This is a genomic window from Kineosporiaceae bacterium SCSIO 59966 (assembly GCA_020881835.1).
GTDB lineage: Bacteria > Actinomycetota > Actinomycetes > Actinomycetales > SCSIO-59966 > SCSIO-59966.
The window spans coordinates 3,005,346-3,021,853 of sequence record CP052876.1; the positions used below are offsets into that span (position 1 = coordinate 3,005,346).

General features: G+C 74.5%; 17 protein-coding genes. 10 read left to right on the forward strand and 7 right to left on the reverse strand.

Annotated elements, in window-relative coordinates; all coding sequences use genetic code 11:
- The first annotated feature begins 61 nt into the window (after nucleotides 1-61).
- Nucleotides 62-514 (forward strand): hypothetical protein, encoded by a 453-nt coding sequence (locus HJG43_14130; GenBank protein ID UER55486.1) that lies wholly within the window; start codon nucleotides 62-64, stop codon nucleotides 512-514.
- A gap of 18 nt (nucleotides 515-532) precedes the next feature.
- Here the strand turns inward: HJG43_14130 and HJG43_14135 are convergent, their stop codons facing one another.
- Nucleotides 533-1,714, reverse strand: coding sequence for an ATP-binding protein (locus HJG43_14135; protein ID UER55487.1), 1,182 nt, complete (start codon nucleotides 1,712-1,714; stop codon nucleotides 533-535).
- A 61-nt stretch (nucleotides 1,715-1,775) separates the two neighbouring features.
- On the reverse strand, nucleotides 1,776-2,639 hold the full coding sequence (locus tag HJG43_14140; protein ID UER55488.1) for an Fpg/Nei family DNA glycosylase: 864 nt from the start codon (nucleotides 2,637-2,639) through the stop codon (nucleotides 1,776-1,778).
- Between the two features lie 98 nt (nucleotides 2,640-2,737).
- Between HJG43_14140 and HJG43_14145 the strand changes: the two genes are divergently transcribed.
- The 5 genes from HJG43_14145 (at nucleotide 2,738) to HJG43_14165 (ending at nucleotide 6,069) form a co-directional block, all read left to right on the forward strand.
- The gene (locus tag HJG43_14145; protein ID UER55999.1) at nucleotides 2,738-3,040 is read left to right on the forward strand and encodes a DUF202 domain-containing protein; all 303 of its coding nucleotides are present in this window, start codon (nucleotides 2,738-2,740) and stop codon (nucleotides 3,038-3,040) included.
- A gap of 8 nt (nucleotides 3,041-3,048) precedes the next feature.
- Entirely contained in the window at nucleotides 3,049-3,414 is a 366-nt protein-coding gene (locus tag HJG43_14150; protein UER55489.1) for a DUF202 domain-containing protein, read from the forward strand.
- Nucleotides 3,415-3,480: 66 nt separating this feature from the next.
- Nucleotides 3,481-3,894 carry a hypothetical protein gene (locus tag HJG43_14155; GenBank protein UER55490.1) on the forward strand — a complete coding sequence of 138 codons (414 nt, stop codon included), beginning with the start codon at nucleotides 3,481-3,483 and terminating at the stop codon, nucleotides 3,892-3,894.
- 55 nt (nucleotides 3,895-3,949) lie between these two features.
- Nucleotides 3,950-5,410 carry a HAMP domain-containing histidine kinase gene (locus HJG43_14160; protein ID UER56000.1) on the forward strand — a complete coding sequence of 487 codons (1,461 nt, stop codon included), beginning with the start codon at nucleotides 3,950-3,952 and terminating at the stop codon, nucleotides 5,408-5,410.
- On the forward strand, nucleotides 5,407-6,069 hold the full coding sequence (locus HJG43_14165) for a response regulator transcription factor (protein UER55491.1): 663 nt from the start codon (nucleotides 5,407-5,409) through the stop codon (nucleotides 6,067-6,069). Before HJG43_14160 ends, HJG43_14165 begins: the two co-directional genes overlap by 4 nt.
- A gap of 60 nt (nucleotides 6,070-6,129) precedes the next feature.
- Here the strand turns inward: HJG43_14165 and HJG43_14170 are convergent, their stop codons facing one another.
- The 3 genes from HJG43_14170 to HJG43_14180 form a co-directional block, all read right to left on the reverse strand.
- Nucleotides 6,130-6,729, reverse strand: coding sequence for a hypothetical protein (locus HJG43_14170; GenBank protein UER53207.1), 600 nt, complete (start codon nucleotides 6,727-6,729; stop codon nucleotides 6,130-6,132).
- A 145-nt stretch (nucleotides 6,730-6,874) separates the two neighbouring features.
- Entirely contained in the window at nucleotides 6,875-8,098 is a 1,224-nt protein-coding gene (locus tag HJG43_14175) for an aminoglycoside phosphotransferase family protein (protein ID UER55492.1), read from the reverse strand.
- Complete coding sequence (locus HJG43_14180) at nucleotides 8,067-9,044, reverse strand: DMT family transporter (GenBank protein ID UER55493.1); 978 nt, start codon at nucleotides 9,042-9,044, stop codon at nucleotides 8,067-8,069. The genes HJG43_14175 and HJG43_14180 overlap by 32 nt, the downstream gene beginning before the upstream one ends.
- A gap of 173 nt (nucleotides 9,045-9,217) precedes the next feature.
- On the opposite strand from HJG43_14180, the gene HJG43_14185 reads away from it, so the two are divergent.
- The 3 genes from HJG43_14185 to HJG43_14195 all read left to right on the forward strand — a co-directional run bounded on the left by HJG43_14185 (nucleotide 9,218) and on the right by HJG43_14195 (nucleotide 13,015).
- Nucleotides 9,218-10,849: an alpha-D-glucose phosphate-specific phosphoglucomutase gene (locus HJG43_14185; GenBank protein UER56001.1), complete on the forward strand. Its 1,632-nt coding sequence runs from the start codon at nucleotides 9,218-9,220 to the stop codon at nucleotides 10,847-10,849.
- A 4-nt stretch (nucleotides 10,850-10,853) separates the two neighbouring features.
- Nucleotides 10,854-12,029 (forward strand): serine/threonine-protein phosphatase, encoded by a 1,176-nt coding sequence (locus HJG43_14190; protein ID UER55494.1) that lies wholly within the window; start codon nucleotides 10,854-10,856, stop codon nucleotides 12,027-12,029.
- A gap of 341 nt (nucleotides 12,030-12,370) precedes the next feature.
- Nucleotides 12,371-13,015, forward strand: a complete 645-nt coding sequence (locus tag HJG43_14195) for an ACT domain-containing protein (GenBank protein UER55495.1) — start codon at nucleotides 12,371-12,373, stop codon at nucleotides 13,013-13,015.
- 3 nt (nucleotides 13,016-13,018) lie between these two features.
- On the opposite strand, the gene HJG43_14200 is transcribed toward HJG43_14195, so the two are convergent.
- Both HJG43_14200 and HJG43_14205 read right to left on the reverse strand, forming a co-directional pair.
- Entirely contained in the window at nucleotides 13,019-13,480 is a 462-nt protein-coding gene (locus HJG43_14200) for a DUF421 domain-containing protein (GenBank protein ID UER55496.1), read from the reverse strand.
- Between the two features lie 9 nt (nucleotides 13,481-13,489).
- Nucleotides 13,490-13,975 carry a hypothetical protein gene (locus HJG43_14205; protein UER55497.1) on the reverse strand — a complete coding sequence of 162 codons (486 nt, stop codon included), beginning with the start codon at nucleotides 13,973-13,975 and terminating at the stop codon, nucleotides 13,490-13,492.
- 31 nt (nucleotides 13,976-14,006) lie between these two features.
- On the opposite strand from HJG43_14205, the gene HJG43_14210 reads away from it, so the two are divergent.
- Entirely contained in the window at nucleotides 14,007-16,403 is a 2,397-nt protein-coding gene (locus HJG43_14210; protein ID UER55498.1) for an AAA family ATPase, read from the forward strand.
- The last annotated feature ends 105 nt before the right edge of the window (nucleotides 16,404-16,508 follow it).

The window sequence follows — 16,508 nt, forward strand, 5'->3', positions numbered from 1 at the left end:
CCGACCCACCCATTCTCGCCGTCCCAGCCACGACCGCACCCGGCGAGACCCTGGAGCCCCGATGCGCGCCGCCCTGGTCACCGCGACACTGGCCGTGACGCTGCTGCTGACCGCCTGCGCTGGAGGGGACGACACCGTGACTGTCGAACCGGCAGAGCCGCCCGGCAGCACCGCCGGCGGCACCGAGCTCACCATCAGGCTGGACGAGTCCGGGGCGGGGGACGCCGTCCGCACCTTCACGCTCACCTGCGACCCGCCCGGCGGCGACCACCCGGACCCCGAGGCCGCGTGCCGGGCCCTCGCGGACACCGGCGGCGCGGCGGCGTTCGACCCGGTGCCCGACGACATGATGTGCACCGAGATCTACGGCGGTCCGCAGCGGGCCACCGTCACCGGCACCGTGGACGGGACCGCCGTCGACGCGGAGTTCTCGCGCACCGACGGCTGCGAGATCGCCCGGTGGGACGCGCTCGCGCCACTGCTCGGCAGCAAGGGCGGCGCCGAGGGCGCGTGAACGGGCGCGCTTCGGGAATCAGTCGAGGTCTTCGCGGTGGCGGTGTACGTACCCGGCCATCCCGGGAACGGTGTAGGCCACCTGGCCATGCTCGGGGGCGTACACAAGGCCCTTGGCGATGAGGTTGGCCCGGTAGGGCCCCAGGCTGGTGGGCTTGAGGCCCATGCGCCGCGCCACGTCGCTGGACGACGAAGGTCCGGCCCCATCTTCGGCCATGGCCACGAGCATCCTCCGCTCGGAGGGAGTGGCTCGGTCCCACCGCGAACGGAAGAAGCCGGCGTCGAGGCGCTCGAGCCCGATGATGGCGGCAGTGCGCGCATCGTCCACGGTGATGACCGGTCCGGGCGAGACCTCCCAGGCGGCGCGGCCGTACTCCTGCAGGAAGTAGGGATACCCCTCCGAGTGCTCGAGAAGCAGATCCAGGGCATCGGGGGCGATGGTGGCTCCCTGTCGCTCGATCGGCTCGACGAGCGCGGCTCGGGCGTCGGAGGCGCGGAGGCGGGAGATCGTGCGGTAGTCGAACAGCCGCTCGGCGTAGGACCGTACGTCTGCCAGGACGCCGGGGAGGTGGGGAAGGCCTGCCCCGATCAGGTAGAAGGGCCAGCCCCGCTGGCCGGCTTGGTGCTGCGTCATGAGTAGCGCCCTCAGGAGCAATGGATCGAGGTCGTGCACTTCGTCGATGAAGAGGCCGAAGGCACTGCCCTCCTCCTTCAAGGCAGCGCAGAGATCCTGCACGAGCTCTGGCAGATCGATCTCGATGTCTCCCGAATCGGCGCGGCCCGGCACGATCTCTACGCCGAGGTCGATGCCTGAGCTGCCGACCTTCACATTGAACGCCGCCACCGACTGAAGCGCCGCCTTGACGCGATCACTGACCCTTCGCCGCCGCATGAGCTGCCTGGCCTGAGTAGTGATCTCCCGGGCGAGGATCCGACGCACGCTCGAGGCCCCCGCGTTGTCAGGACGCGCTTCCAGATTAACCGCGAACCATCCGGCGGCTTCCGCACGGAAGCGCATCTCGTTGAGGAGCACGGTCTTTCCCACCCCCCGCAACCCGCTAAGCACGATCCCTCGACTGTCGAGGCCGTTGCGGGCGCGCTCGACCATGACCTCGAGAGCCGCAAGCTCCTGCTCCCGCCCCACCAAAGCGGGAGGCCGCAGGCCGGAGCCGGGGTTGAAGGGATTGGTCGCGGCATGCATGTAGCGAAGAATAGCGCCTAATTAGAAGAACCCAATAATCGACTATCAGGTCGTATCAGCACTACTTGAGGAACCGCGACGTCCGGCGGTCCGCGAGCGGCTTGCCGCCGGTCTGGCAGGTCGGGCAGTACTGCAGCGACCGGTCCGCGAACGACACCTCCCGCACGACGTCCCCGCACACCGGGCACGCCTGCCCGGTCCGCCCGTGCACCCGCATCCCGGCCCGCTTGGCGTCCTTGAGCTCAGCGGCGGGCCGGCCGGCGGCCGCCGCGACGGCCGTGGTGAGCACGTCGCGCAGCGCGGCGAACAGCCGGTCGACCTGCTCGTCGTCCAGGGAGCCGGCGAGCGCGAACGGCGAGATCCGGGCGGCGTGCAGCACCTCGTCGCTGTAGGCGTTACCGACCCCGGCGAGCACGGACTGGTCCCGCAGCAGGCCCTTGACCTGGTGGCGCGAGCCCCGCAGCAGGTCGGCGAGCGCGGCGCGGTCGAACCCCGGGTCCAGCGGGTCCGGGCCAAGGGTGGCGATCCCGCGGACCTCGGCCGGGTCCCGGACGACGTACACGGCCAGGCCCTTGCGGGTCCCGGCCTCGGTGAGGTCGAAACCGGAGCCGTCGTCCAGGCGCACCCGCAGGGCCTGCGGCGAGCGCCCGCCCGGTCGCAGTGGGCGGGCGGGCACCTCGTCGTACCAGCGCAGCCACCCGGCCCGGGCCAGGTGCAGGACGAGGTGCAGCCCGTCGACGTCCAGGTCGAGGAACTTGCCGTGCCGAATAGCGTCGAGGACCTCGAGCCCTTGCAGCGACGTCACCGGAGGGTCGAAGGTCTTGAGCACCGCGACCGACCCCACCTCGACGGCGGCGACGACGCGGCCGACGGCCCGCTCGCGGAGGAACGCGGCGAGCGCCTCGACCTCGGGCAGCTCGGGCACGGAGCCAAGCCTGGCACGCTCGGTATGGTGCCCGCGTGACGCCGAGGTGGAGCCGCTCGCTGCTCGCCCAGGGCCGGGACCCCGACCCGCGGTTCACGATGGCCAACGAGCGGACCTTCCTGGCCTGGATCCGGACGGCGCTCGCGCTGCTGGCCGCCGGTGTCGGGCTCGAGGTGTTCCTCGTCGAGCAGCTGCCCGCACTGCCGCGACGGATCGTCGCCGGAGTGCTCGTCCTGCTCGGTGGGGCACTGTCGGTCACCGCGTTCACCCGCTGGCTGGCCACCGAGCGGGCGCTGCGCCTCGAGCGGTCCCTGCCGGTGCCCGCGGTAGCCCCCGTCCTTGCCGCCGGCATCGGGCTGACCGCTCTCGTGCTGCTCGGCGTCCTGCTCACCACGGGGTGACGAGACCGATGTCACGCCGGGACCGGCGGCAACCGGTCGAACCCGGCGACGGTCCGTGGGACGCCGGGCTGCAGCCGGAGCGGACGACGCTGGCCTGGATCAGAACGGCCCTGACGCTCACCGTCGTGAGCCTGCTGACCGCCCGGCTCGCCGGTGAGAGCGGCCTGCTGGCGGCCGCCGTCGGGCTCGGCGGCACGACGGTCGCCGCCGTCCTCGTCGCCCTGCAACGCCGCCGGCACTACCGCCGGGACCGCACCCTGCGGGCCGGGGTGACGCTCGACCCGGCGGTCGGGCCGGTGCTCGGCGCGGCGCTGCTCACCACCGTCCTCGCCGCCGCCGCACTCGGACTGCTGGTGGCGCCGCTGCTGCGATGAGACGGTTCTCATCCACTCCTCATCCACCGCCCGCCTGAAGGCGGGAGGATCATGAAGGTGACCTCCGTGCGCACGCTGGCCGCCTGGGGCCTGTCCGGTGGGCTGCTGGTCGGCCTCGTCGGCGGCGCGCTCGCCCTCGGCCCGTCCGAGCCACCGGACCTCGGTGGACCGGTGGTCGTCGTCCCCTCAACCCGGCTGACGCCCGCGCCGGACACCTCCGCACCGACGGCCAGACCCACCGTGCCGCCGACCGGCGAGCCGGACCCGGGCAACGCACCAGAGCCGGCACCTCCGCCGGCTCCCCGGCCGACGCGGGCACCCGCGCCGGCTCCCGCACCGGTCCCCCTCCCCCCGGCCGAGGACGACTCCGATGGCGATGACGACTCCGATGGCGATGACGACTCCGCCGACTCCCCGGCCGACGACGACTCCGACGACGATGACGATGACGACGATGACGACGGCTCGGACGACGACTGATCCCCGCGAGTCGCGCGGACCGTCGTGGCTGCGCCGCCGGACGGTGCGCACCCGGATGCTCGGGTGGCTGCTGCTCGTCGCCACACTCGGGATGGCGCTGGCCGGCGCGGCCTCCTACGTCGTGCAGCGCAACCTCGTCGACGCCCGGATCGACCGCTCCTTGCAGCAGGAGGTGGAGGAGCTGCGCACCTTCGCCCGCTCCGGCCTCGACCCTGCGACCGGCCAGCCGTTCGACAGCCTGCAGTCGCTCTTCTATGCGGCCCTGCAGCGCAACGTGCCGGACGAGAACGAGGCCTTCCTCACCCTGGTCGGCGGCGAGGTCGCGTACTTCTCACCGGGGCAGCGGCCCGTCCGGCTCCAGGACCTGCCCCCCGTGGTGGAGGCGGCCGCCGCGGTGGGCCCGGACGACGACGCCCGGATCGCGACCGTGGCCACCGCCGTCGGGGACGTCCGGTACGCGGCCGTGCCGGTACTGCTCGACGGCGCGTCCCCCGGCGGCCACGGCGTCTACGTCGTCGGCATCGGCCGCGACCTCGAGCAGGCGCAGGTGGCCGAGGCCTCGCGCACCTTCGGCGTCGTCGCGCTCGCCTCGCTGGCCCTCGTCGCGCTGCTCGGCTGGGTCGTCACGGGCCGGCTGCTCGCCCCGGTCCGGGCGCTCGGCGAGACCGCGCAGCGGATCACCGACACCGACCTCGACGAGCGGATCCCGGTGACCGGGCACGACGACCTGTCCGAGCTGGCCCGGACGGTCAACGGCATGCTCGACCGGCTCCAGCACGCGCTGGCCACCCAGCGCGACCTGCTCGACGACGTGGGGCACGAGCTGCGCACCCCGATCACCGTGCTGCGCGGGCACCTCGAGCTCCTCGACGCCGCCGACCCGGCCGAGGTCGCCGAGACCCAGGCGCTGCTGCTGGACGAGCTGGACCGGATGAACCGGTTGGTCGGGGACCTGCTCACCCTGGCCAAGGCACGGCGTCCGGACTTCCTGCGCCGGCAGGTCGTCGACGTGGACGACCTCCTCGACGACGTGCTCGTCAAGGCCCGGGGCCTGGGGCGCCGGCGCTGGGTGCGCGACGCCCGCAGCACCGCCGTCCTGACGGCGGACCCGCAACGGCTGACCCAGGCGCTCCTTCAGCTGGCCGCCAACGCCGCGGCTCACACCGGCGAGGACGACGAGGTCGGGCTGGGGTCGGCGCAGGGCGAGGGCGTCGTCCGGCTGTGGGTGCGCGACACCGGGCCCGGCGTCCCGGACGCCGACCGCGAGCGGATCTTCACCCGGTTCGAGCGCGGGACATCGTCCCGCGGGCAGGACGGGTCGGGGCTCGGGCTCACCATCGTCACGGCGATCGCCGAGGCGCACGGCGGGCGGGTCGAGCTCGACTCCGAGGCCGGCCAGGGAGCTACGTTCAGCATCGTGCTGAACCACCCGGGGCCCGCACCCCTCGCGGACACCATGCCACTGCCGGAGGCCGACGCCGGCAACCGGACGACGGCACCGGCGACCGGCCGATGACCGGGATCCTCGTCGCGGAGGACGAGCCGAGGATCGCCTCGTTCGTCGCCAAGGGCCTGCGCGGGGCGGGCCTGAGCCCGACCGTCGTCACCGACGGACCGACCGCACTCGACTACGCCACCACCGGCGACTTCGACCTGCTCGTGCTCGACATCGGCCTGCCCGGCCTCGACGGCTTCGAGGTGCTCCGGCGGCTGCGGGCCTCCGGCAGCGAGCTGCCGGTCATCATCCTCACCGCCCGTGACTCGGTGACGGACACCGTCGCCGGCCTGGAGGGCGGCGCGGACGACTACATGGCCAAGCCGTTCCGGTTCGAGGAGCTCCTGGCCCGGATCAGGTTGCGGCTGCGGGAGGACCGGACCGCTGCGCCCACCGTGCTGCACGCGGGCCACCTCAGCCTGGACCTGCACAGCCGCCGGCTGGCGGTCAACGGGCGCGAGGTGGACCTGTCGGCCCGCGAGTTCGCGCTCGCCGAGACGTTTCTGCGCAACCCCGGCCGGGTGCTGACCCGTGAGCAGCTGCTGAGCCGGGTGTGGGGCTACGACTTCGACCCCGGGTCCAACGTCGTCGACGTCTACGTCGGTTACCTGCGCCGCAAGCTCGGCGGCGGGTACCTCGTCACCGTCCGGGGGATGGGCTACCGGCTGGAGCCGGGCTAACGCAGGACGCGGCAGGTGCCGGCCCCGAGGAGGGGACCGGCACCTGCTCGGCGGTGGTGGTCAGTCGTCCGCGCTGTCCGCGGACGGCTCGTCCGGCGAGTCGGCCGACGCCTCCTCCGGGGAGTCGGCGCTGGCCGGGGACTCCGGGCTCTCCACGGACGGCTGCACCGGAGCCGGGGCTGGCGCAGGAGCCGGGCTGTCCGCCGACGCTGCCGGTGCCCGGGGTGCCGGGGCAGGAGCCGGCGCCGGGGAGTCGGCGCTGTCGGCGGCGGGGGCGGTGTCCCGCACCGGACGACGGTCGTCGCCGTCGTCGTCGGCGGGCGAGCTCGCCGAGGCTCCGCTGTGGTCGCCGTCGTCGGAACCGGCGTCGTCCGTGCCGGTGAAGCCCGGGTCGTCCGGGCTGTCGGCGGGCGACTCCGGGGACTCCTCGGCCGACTCGGCCGGGGAGTCGGCGGACTCCGGGGAGTCGTCCACCGCGGTGTCCGCGACGTCCAGGTTCTCGGACTGGTCTGTAGTCGGGTCGGCGAGCGTGGACAGGGCGATCCGCTCACCGGCCGGCGCGTCGTTGAGCCCTCCGGCCAGGGCGGCCGAGGCGACCCCGCCGCTGACACCGAGCGCCGCCGCCGCGCCTACCACGACCCACTTCTTCGGAGAGTTCATCAGGTGCTCCTCCTGGTTCGGTACGCCCTCGCGGGCTCTGGAGTGCCGGGTCCGGCAGGACCCCGTGGTGCCGGGTCCGGCACCGTGCACCCCTGAGGCTGCCCGCCGTCCCTAAGGGGAGCCGGAGCCGCCGATGAGAGGCCTCTCAGACTCCGGCGCCGGTGCGGGCAGCCTCCAGCCAGCGCTCGACGAGGTCGAGCCGCTGGCGGGTGGCCTGCTGCCAGCCGCCCTGCTGCACCCGGTGCGGCCCGGTCGCCAGCGAGATGAGGACGCCGGCGGTGCGCAGCCGCAGGCTGCGCGGGTCGGTGCTGACGTCGCCGTCCAGGACCGGCAGCCAGGCGCGGACGGCGCCACGCAGCCGGTCGGCGTCCGCGGTGTGGATCTGGGCCAGTACCTCGACGTGCGCGAGCAGGCAACCGAGGTCGTCGGCGCGGCGTCCTGGGCCGGCGGAGTCGACGTCGAGCACGCCGGTGAGCCTTCCGCCGGCGGCGAACAGCTGGGCCTCGTAGAAGTCGCCGTGCACCGGGACGAGCGGCTCGTCACTGCCGGCCAGACCGTCCCGGACGGCACCGGCGAGGGCGTGCACCCGGTCCGCCTGGTCCGGTAGCGCGTCGGCGACCACCCGGGCGTAGTGGGCGGCGCCGTCGCTCCAGGACGCCCGGGCGGGCAGGTCGAGCAGCTCGGCGGGCAGTGCGTCGAGCGTGGCGAGGAGGTCCTGCGCGCGGACCGCTGCCGCGCCCTCGCGCCGCAGCGCCGACCGCAGGCCTCGGCCCGGCAGCGCCCGCAGCACGAGCAGCCCGTCGTCGGTCCAGCCGAGCGGCTCGGGCACCGGGACCCCCGCGTCGAGGAGGACCCGGTGCCTGCGGTGCAGGTCGGCGACCCGGTCCGGCCGGCCCACCTTGAGGAACAGTCGGCCCTGCGGCACCGACGCCTCGATGACGGCGCGCCGGCGTGGCCGGTAGGCCCGGGTCCGCAGGGTCAGCTGCGCGGCGGTCGTCGTCGTCCGGGCCAGACCGAGGCGGCGGAGCAGCTCCAGCACGGGGGCGGGGTCGCAGGCGGCCTCCAGGGCGGGCAGCCCCGGGTCCTGCGGGAACCGCCAGACGGCGACCTCGGTCGCTCCGTCGGACAGCACGAGCACCCCGGGCCGGTCCCGGTCGGTGGGGATGCCGGCACTCGCGGCGAGGGTCTCCTGCTGGTCGCGGTCGGCCCAGCGGACGAGCGCCGAGTACGCGACCGTCGTGCCGCGCCCCGGCCGGTGGTCGACCTGGGTGGCCCGCCAGCGCACGAGCCGGCCGCCGGCGGTCTCGACCGCCGCGGCGAGCAGCGGGCCGGCGTCCTCACCGGTCAGCAGGCGCAGGGTGTCGCTCACGGGGGCCAGCCTGCCAGCCGGCCGGGGCCCGGACGGCCGGGCGGCTGCTGCTCCGCTCGTGCAGGGCCAGCGCCACGACCGAGACGAGGACGACGGCGAACCCGAGCCACTGGCTCGGGTCCAGTCGGCCGCCGAGCAGGCCCACCCCGACCGCGGCGGCGGTCAGCGGGAAGGCGAGCTCGGCGAAGGTGGCCCGGGCGGCGGCGGTCGTGCGCAGCCCGATGTAGTAGAGGACGAGGGCGAGCAGCCCCGGGACGAGCGCCAGCAGCACCAGCCGGGGGACGAGCTCGAGGGGCACGGACAGCGGGGCGCCGTCGACCGCGGCGACGACGGCGAGCGCGGCCAGACCGACGGTGAACCGCAACGTCGTGACGTGCAGGAAGGATAGCTCCGCGCTCACCATCCGGCCCAGCACCGTGCCGGCCGCCCACAGGGCGGCGGCGCCGACCGCGAGACCGGCGGCGAGCAGGCTGCGCACCTCGACGGCGAACGGGTCTGGGAAGGACAGCAGCCAGGCCCCGGCCAGGGCCGGCACGGCGAACAGCGGGAAGCGGGGCCCGAGACGCTCACCGAGCAGCACTGTGGCCAGCAGCACCGCGATGACCGGCTGCAGCTTCTGCAGCACCTGCGGGGTCACCGGGTCACCGAGGCGGAAGGCGGCGGTGAACAGCGTGGTGGCCAGGGCGCTGGAACCGGCGCCGATGACGAGGACACCCACCTGGGTGCGCCGGCTGGCGCGCAGCACCGCACGTACGGCCGGGACCACCCACGGGGAGACGAGCAGGACGAGCACGACGTGCTCGAGCAGGACGACGGAGACCGGCGGTAGGACCTTGCTCAGCGGCTCCCGTAGCAGGGAGGAGAAACCCCACAGCGAGGCGGCGAGCGCGACGAGCCAGGTGCGGTCGGGGGCGCGCTCGCCGGTGGCGACGTCGGATCCGGTCACGGTGGGGTTCCTGTCGGCTCGCGGCTGGGAGTGCCGGCACAGCTCGCCGTCCGACCGGGGCGCCCAGGACCGGGCGCCGGCACCGGCCCAGTGCGGGACCGGGGGTCTGCTGACGGCGTCGAGACTACGGTATGTCCGCGACACGACGCCCGTGGTCCGGTTGGATGGGCCGCATGCACGAGCGCGCCGGTCAGCCCGCCCAGCCCAGCGACCTCGTCGACGTGGACGCCCTGCTCGCGGCGTACACCGACGTGCGCCCCGACCCCGACGACCCCGCCCAGCAGGTGGTGTTCGGCACCTCCGGGCACCGCGGGTCGAGCCTGGACGGCGCGTTCAACGAGCCACACATCCTGGCCATCACCCAGGCGATCTGCGAGTACCGCCGCCAGCAGGGCACCGACGGTCCGCTGCTGCTGGCCCGGGACACCCACGCACTGTCCCTGCCGGCGTGGCGCACCGCGCTCGAGGTGCTCGCCGGCAACGACGTCGAGGTGCTCGTGGACGAGCGGGAGGGCTGGACGCCGACGCCGGCGCTGTCGCACGCGGTGCTGCGGCTCAACGCCGGCCGCAGGGCGGGAACCGCGGACGGCATCGTCGTCACCCCGAGCCACAACCCGCCGCGGGACGGCGGGTTCAAGTACAACCCGCCGCACGGCGGACCGGCCGGCAGCGACGCGACCGGCTGGATCGCCCGGCGGGCCAACGAGATCCTGCGCGCCGGCACCGGCTCGGTCCGGCGCGTGCCCTGGGAGCGGGCGCGGGCGGCCGCGGGCGGCTACGACTTCCTCGGCCACTACGTGGACGACCTGCCCTCGGTGCTCGACCTGGACGTCGTCCGGCAGGCCGGGGTGCGGATCGGCGTCCACCCCCTCGGCGGGGCAGCCGTGGACTACTGGGCCGTCATCGCCCAGCGGCACCGCCTCGACCTCACGGTCGTCGACGACCGGGTCGACCCGCAGTGGTCCTTCATGACACTCGACCACGACGGGCGGATCCGGATGGACTGCTCCTCGCCGTCCGCGATGGCCCCGCTCGTCGCCCAGCGGGACCGGTTCGACGTCGCCACCGGCAACGACGCCGACGCCGACCGGCACGGGATCGTCACCCCGGACGCGGGGCTGATGAACCCCAACCACTTCCTCGCCGTCGCGATCTCCTACCTGTTCGCCAACCGGCCCGGCTGGGGGGCGGATGTCGCCGTCGGCAAGACCCTCGTCTCGTCCTCGCTCATCGACCGGGTCGTCGCCGGCCTCGGGCGCCGGCTCGTCGAGGTCCCGGTCGGGTTCAAGTGGTTCGTCCCCGGGCTGCTCGACGGCAGCATCGGGTTCGGCGGGGAGGAGTCCGCCGGCGCCTCGTTCCTGCGCACCGACGGGACCGTGTGGACGACGGACAAGGACGGGCTCCTGCTCGCCCTGCTGGCCGCGGAGGTCAGGGCCCGCACCGGCCGGTCGCCGTCCGAGGTGTACCGGGACCTCACCGAGCAGTACGGCGACCCGGCCTACGCCCGCGTCGACGCGCCGGCGACGCGCGAGCAGAAGGCGCGGCTCGGGGCGCTCACCCCCGACGCGGTCACCGCCACCGAGCTGGCCGGGCAGCCGATCACCGCCCGGCTCACCGAGGCCCCCGGCAACGGGGCTGCGATCGGCGGGCTGAAGGTCACCACCCGGGACGCCTGGTTCGCCGCCCGCCCCTCCGGCACCGAGGACGTCTACAAGATCTACGCCGAGTCGTTCCGCGGCGCCGAGCACCTCGAGCAGGTCCTCGAGGAAGCCAGGGCCGTCGTCTCAGCGGCCCTGGCACGCTGATCGCGTGCAGCGCACCACGGACCCCGACTCCACGCCGTCCGGCGTCTGGGCGCCGCTGGCCCTGACGGCGGTCCTCGTCGCCGTCGAGATCCTGGAGGGCCCGGCGACCCAGTACGTCGGCGTCCTCACCGCCATGCCGCTGCTGGCCGCCGCACTGGCCGGGCCGCTGGCCACCGCGGCGGTGGGTGCCGTGGTCCTGGCCGCGGCGTTCGGGACGGGGTTCGTGCAGGTCGACCAGGACACCGGCGACGTCGCAGCGTTCAGCCAGCCGCAGCTCGTGCGGCTGGCGCTCATCGCCGCGGCCGCGGTGCTGGCCGTCCTCGTCGCCCGCACCCGGGTGCAGCGGGCGGCCCAGCTGCGCCGGGTCGCGGGTGTCGCCGACGCCGCACAACGGGCGATCCTGCGCCCGGTGCCCTCGGTCGTCGGGCCGGTGGAGTGCGCCAGCGTGTACCTGTCCGCGACGTCGGAGGCGACCATCGGCGGGGACCTCGTCGAGGTCCTCGACACGCCGTTCGGCGTCCGGGCGATCGTCGGTGACGTCCGCGGCAAGGGGCTGGACGCCGTCCGGCTCGCCGGCCAGGTGCTCGGCTCGTTCCGGGAGGTGGCCTGGACGGTCGGCGCCCTGCGGGACGTGGCGCTGCCGCTGGACCGGGCGGTGCGCCGGGACGCCGGACCGGAGGACTTCGTCACCGCGGTGCTCGTCCAGATGACGTGGGACGGCGTCGTGACGACCTGCAGCTGCGGTCACCCGCCGCCGTACGTCGTCGCCCCCGGCGGCGGTCCGGCGCGCACCCTGGAGGTGGACCCGTCCCCGCCGCTGGGGATGCTCGGCTCCGCGCCGGTGGAGTCCACGTCCCGGCTCGGCGCCGGCGAGCGGCTCGTGCTCGTCACCGACGGCCTGCTCGAGGCGCGTCGTCCGCGGCGGTGGTTCGAGGCCGGCCCGTGGCGCCGGCTGGCACGCGACCGGTCCCTGGCGGGGAGGTTCCTGCCTGCGCCGGACGTGCTCGGCGCACGGCTGGCGGCGCCGGTGCCGCTCGGTGCGGGACTGGCCGGGGTAGTCGAGGACGTGCGCCGCTGGACCCGGGGCCGGCTCGCCGACGACCTCGCCGTCCTCGTCCTGCAGGTCCGCTCCGGCGGGACCCCACGCCGTCACCGCCGCGCCCCGCGCCCCTCGCCGTGATCATGCAGTCCCGCCACCCCCACGGCCCCGTCCCCTCGCCCCGCGCCCCTCGCCCCTCGCCGTGATCATGCAGTCCCGCCACCCCCGCCCCCACCGCCCGGCTCACAGAATGCTGGGTTGGTGGCGCGACACGCCGGCAAAGCTCTGCTGAATCCAGCATTTTGTAGTGGAGGCCCACGACCCGACGCGGGCTCCCGGGCCGCCACGGCCGCCACGGCCGCCAGGGCCCATTTCCATTCTCCGGGGTGGCCCCGCCAGAGGCCATGAGGCGTTCATGCAGTCCCGCCACCCTGGCACCCGCCGTTGACATACCCGTAACCGAAACCGGGCACAGTGACCCCATGCTCGCCCGGATCAGGATCAGCGTCCCCGACCGCCCCGGTTCGCTCGGTCGGGTGGCCACTGCCCTCGGCACCGTAGGTGCCGACATCGTCCAGGTGGAGGTGCTCGAGGCCGAGGCCGGCCGGGCCCTGGACGACGTCCACATCGACGTCCAGGACGTCGACCACCTGGACCGGCTCAGCACCGTGCTGGCGGGCGTCCCGGGGGTCACGCTGGTGGGGTTGCAGCACCCGGCCCCGCCCACGACCGGGCACGCCGAGCTGGAGCTCGTGGCGCAGGTGCTCGCCCAGCCGGACCGGGCGCTGCAGACGCTCGTCGACGGCGCTCCTGGTGCGGCCGGCGCCGACTGGGCGGCGTGCCTCGTCTACGACGAACGGGGTGCCGCGACCGGGGTTCGTGAGCGCAGCACTGCCTGCCCAGGAGAGGACCGCGTGCCGTTGACCGCACCACTGCGGGTCGCCGCGCTGAGCTGGCCCGGCACCGCGGGCGCGGCCCTCGCCCCGCTGGCGGGCACCCGCCTGGGACTCGCCGTCGTCCGGGAGTCGGGCCCGCCGTTCCACCGCAGCGAGCTCTGGCGGCTCGAGCAGGTCGGCCGCATCGTCGGCCCCGTCGTCGCTCCCGCCCTCGGAACCGGCGACGGCTGACCGTCACCCCTGGGTCGCGGCGTCCGGCTGCGGGACGACACTGATCCCACCGGAGGTCTCGAGCACGGCCCACCGCACCTGCTCGATCCTCCCGACCCCGGCCTTCTCCCGGGCCGCCTGCAGGACGTCGTCCACCGTCATGTGCTCCCGGTGCAGGACGTCGGTCAGCGGGCGGCCGTCCTCGACGAGGACGACCGGGACGCTCTCGGTGACCCGGCGGAATCGGGGGAACCGGAAGGACAGGTAGTCCGAGAACCGCTCGACCGCCAGCAGCGTGGCGATGACGACGGCGGCGTGGGTGACAGAGAAGTCCTCGCCCAGCAGCGCCTGCTGGGTCGCCTCCCCGATGACGAGCAGGATGACGAAGTCGAACGTCGTCACCTGGGACATCGCCCGCTTGCCGGTGAGCCGGAAGAGCAGGAACAGGACGACGTAGACGACCAGACCGCGCAGGACGGCGTCCATCGGGCCTCCTCAGGGCAGGACGAGCTGGGACAGGGTGAGCCGGTCCGCACCGACGGCGAGAGTGCCGTCGAGGTTCCCGTAGGACTGGGCACGGAAGGTCACGTGGACGGCGGTGCTGCCGGGCTCCTGCACGTCCCACTCCAGGACGATGCCGTTCGGCGTGAGCGACTCGCTGGTCGGTGCGGGCGTGATGCCCTGCACGTCCACGGACCGCCACCACTCGCCCGTCAGCTCGAGCCGGAGGCGCCGGTCCTCGACCGCCGCCGGTCGGAACGTCACCGTAAGGGCGTCGTCCGCCTCGTGGTGGGTCACCCGTTGGTAGTCCACGGCGAAGGTCTGCCCACCGGAGACGGCCGTCGTCCAGCTGAGCGGACCGGCACCGGTCAGGCCGAGCAAACCGGCCACGGGGATGACGGCGAGGAGCGTCCAGCCCACCCGCTGCGCCGCCCACTCGCGGCGTTGGAACGTCGAGTGGTCATCGATCTGCAGGGTCATGGCCGTTTCGTGCCCGCTATTGCGGTGAGTCATGCCCACGTCATGCCCGCACGACGTGGGCCAGGGACCACGCCACCCCACGTCATGCCCGCACGACGTGGGCCAGGGACCACGCCACCCCACGTCATGCCCGCACGACGTGGCGTGGCAGGCTGGTGTGCCGTTTGCGCCGCGAGGGAGGCCGTGCCGCGTGGGGGTCGTCGAGAACGAGATCGCCCGGGAGCAGGAGTACGTCTCCGGGCTGTACGCGCGCCTGGACCGGTTGCGCGAGGTGACCGCGCAACGGCTCACGGAGGTCCGCCGGGCCGGCGCCTCCGGCACGCACGCGATGCGCAGCGAGCGGGACGCGTTCGCCACCCTCTACGAGGACCGGCTGGCCCAGCTGCAGGCCGTGGAGGACCGGCTGACGTTCGGCCGGCTGGACCTCACCTCCGGCGAGACCCGCTACATCGGCCGGATCGGGCTGTCCGACGACCGGCAGGAGCAGCTGCTCACGGACTGGCGGGCGCCGGCCGCCGAGCCGTTCTACCGGGCCACCGCCGTCCAGCCGGGTGACGTCGTGCGACGCCGGCACCTCATGCTCCGGGGCCGCACGGTGACCTCAGTCGAGGACGACGTGCTGGACCCCGACGCCGTGGACGACGACATGGTCGTCACCGGCGAGGGGGCTCTGATGAGCGCGCTGACCGCTGCCCGCACCGGCCGGATGCGCGACATCGTGGCCACGATCCAGGCCGAGCAGGACCGCGTCATCCGCGCCCCCCTGCCCGGGGTGCTCGTCGTCCAGGGCGGGCCCGGCACGGGCAAGACGGCCGTCGCCCTGCACCGGGCGGCCTACCTGCTCTACGCCCACCGGGAACGGATCGCGCGGTCCGGCGTCCTCGTCGTCGGGCCGAACCGGGCGTTCCTGCGGTACATCGAGCAGGTGCTCCCGGCGCTCGGTGAGACCGGGGTGGTGATGTCGACGGTCGGCGAGCTGTTCCCGGGGGTGCGGGCCACCGGCACCGAGCCGGACGACGTCGCCGCCCTCAAGGGGGACCTGCGGATGGTCGACGTCCTGGCCAACGCCGTCCGCCAGCGGCAGCGGGTGCCCGACCGGCCGGTTCCGCTCGACGTCGGCGGGACCACCGTGCAGCTGCGCCCGGGCGTCGTGGCGAGCGCGCGCAGCGCGGCCCGTGACACCGGACGGCCGCACAACGAGGCCCGGGTGACCTTCGTCAAGCGGGTCCTCGGCGACCTGCTGCGCCAGCTCGCCCAGGCCCAGCGGCTGCCGCTCGACGAGGACACCCGCCCGGGTCTGGAGACTGACCTGCGCGCCGCGCCGGACGTGCGCCGTGAGGTGAACCTCTGCTGGATGCCGCTGACGGCGACCGGGCTGCTCGAAACCCTCTACGCCGTCCCGGAGCGTCTGGCCGCCGCGGCCGACGGGATTCTGGACCCGGCCGAGCAGGCGCTGCTGCGCCGGCAGCGCGGCGCGCCGTGGACCCCGGCCGACGTGCCGCTGCTCGACGAGGTGGCCGAACTCATCGGCTCCGACGACGAGGCGGCCCGCGCCGAGGCCGAGCGCACCGCGGCCCGCCGCCGCCGTGAGCTCGAGTACGCCCGCGAGGTGATCGAGCTGTCCGGCAGCGAGGGCGTCGTCGGCGCCGAGACGCTCACTGACCGGTTCACCGCCTACGGGGCGTCGCTCACCCTCGCCGAGCGTGCGGAGGCGGACCGCACGTGGGCGTACGGGCACGTGGTCGTCGACGAGGCGCAGGAGCTCTCCCCGCTGGCGTGGCGACTGCTCGTGCGGCGCTGCCCCAGCAGGTCGATGACCGTGGTGGGGGACGTCGCGCAGACCGGGTCGGCGGCCGGCGCGTCGTCCTGGGCACAGGTCCTCGACCCGTTCGCCGCGGGCCGCTGGACCGTCGAGCACCTCACCGTGAACTACCGCACCCCGCGCCCGGTCATGGAGCTCGCCGGCGAGGTGCTCACGGCGGCGGGACTCGACGTCGACGTGCCGTCGTCGGTCCGGGACGGCGAGCACCCGCCGCCGGCACGTCGGGTCGCCGGGCCCGCGGACGTCGCGGACGTCGTGGCCGCCGAGGTGGACCGGCTGGACGCCGGACTGGTCGCCGTCGTCGTCCCGGACGCCGAGCTGGCACCCGTCGGGACGGCGCTGCGGGAACGGTTGGGGGCGGCCGCGGTGCGCACCCCGGACGACGACCGGGACGCGCCGGTCACGCTCACCTCGGTCCGCCAGGTGAAGGGCCTGGAGTTCGACGTCGTCGTCCTGCTCGAGCCGGCCGCCGTCGTCGCCGCCTCTCCACGAGGAGTCAACGACCTGTACGTGGCGCTGACCCGGCCCACGCAACGGCTCGTCGTCCTGCACCGCGAGCCCCTCCCCCCAGGCCTCACCTCCCTGTCCGCCCCCCTCTCCCCGTGATCATGCAATCCCGCCACCCTCCCCCCTCACCGTGATCATGCAATCCCGCCACCCCACCAGGACCAGGGACGGGACGGCGTCCCCTGCCCACGTCGTGCGGGGAGA

Coding starts and splice junctions, on each gene's coding strand:
- HJG43_14130 (UER55486.1), top strand. CDS start 62: ATGCGCGCCGCCCTGGTCACCGCGACACTGGCCGTGACGCTGCTGCTG.
- HJG43_14135 (UER55487.1), bottom strand. CDS start 1,714: ATGCATGCCGCGACCAATCCCTTCAACCCCGGCTCCGGCCTGCGGCCT.
- HJG43_14145 (UER55999.1), top strand. CDS start 2,738: ATGGCCAACGAGCGGACCTTCCTGGCCTGGATCCGGACGGCGCTCGCG.
- HJG43_14150 (UER55489.1), top strand. CDS start 3,049: ATGTCACGCCGGGACCGGCGGCAACCGGTCGAACCCGGCGACGGTCCG.
- HJG43_14160 (UER56000.1), top strand. CDS start 3,950: ATGCTCGGGTGGCTGCTGCTCGTCGCCACACTCGGGATGGCGCTGGCC.
- HJG43_14165 (UER55491.1), top strand. CDS start 5,407: ATGACCGGGATCCTCGTCGCGGAGGACGAGCCGAGGATCGCCTCGTTC.
- HJG43_14170 (UER53207.1), bottom strand. CDS start 6,729: ATGAACTCTCCGAAGAAGTGGGTCGTGGTAGGCGCGGCGGCGGCGCTC.
- HJG43_14185 (UER56001.1), top strand. CDS start 9,218: ATGCACGAGCGCGCCGGTCAGCCCGCCCAGCCCAGCGACCTCGTCGAC.
- HJG43_14195 (UER55495.1), top strand. CDS start 12,371: ATGCTCGCCCGGATCAGGATCAGCGTCCCCGACCGCCCCGGTTCGCTC.
- HJG43_14200 (UER55496.1), bottom strand. CDS start 13,480: ATGGACGCCGTCCTGCGCGGTCTGGTCGTCTACGTCGTCCTGTTCCTG.
- HJG43_14205 (UER55497.1), bottom strand. CDS start 13,975: ATGACCCTGCAGATCGATGACCACTCGACGTTCCAACGCCGCGAGTGG.
- HJG43_14210 (UER55498.1), top strand. CDS start 14,007: ATGCCCACGTCATGCCCGCACGACGTGGGCCAGGGACCACGCCACCCC.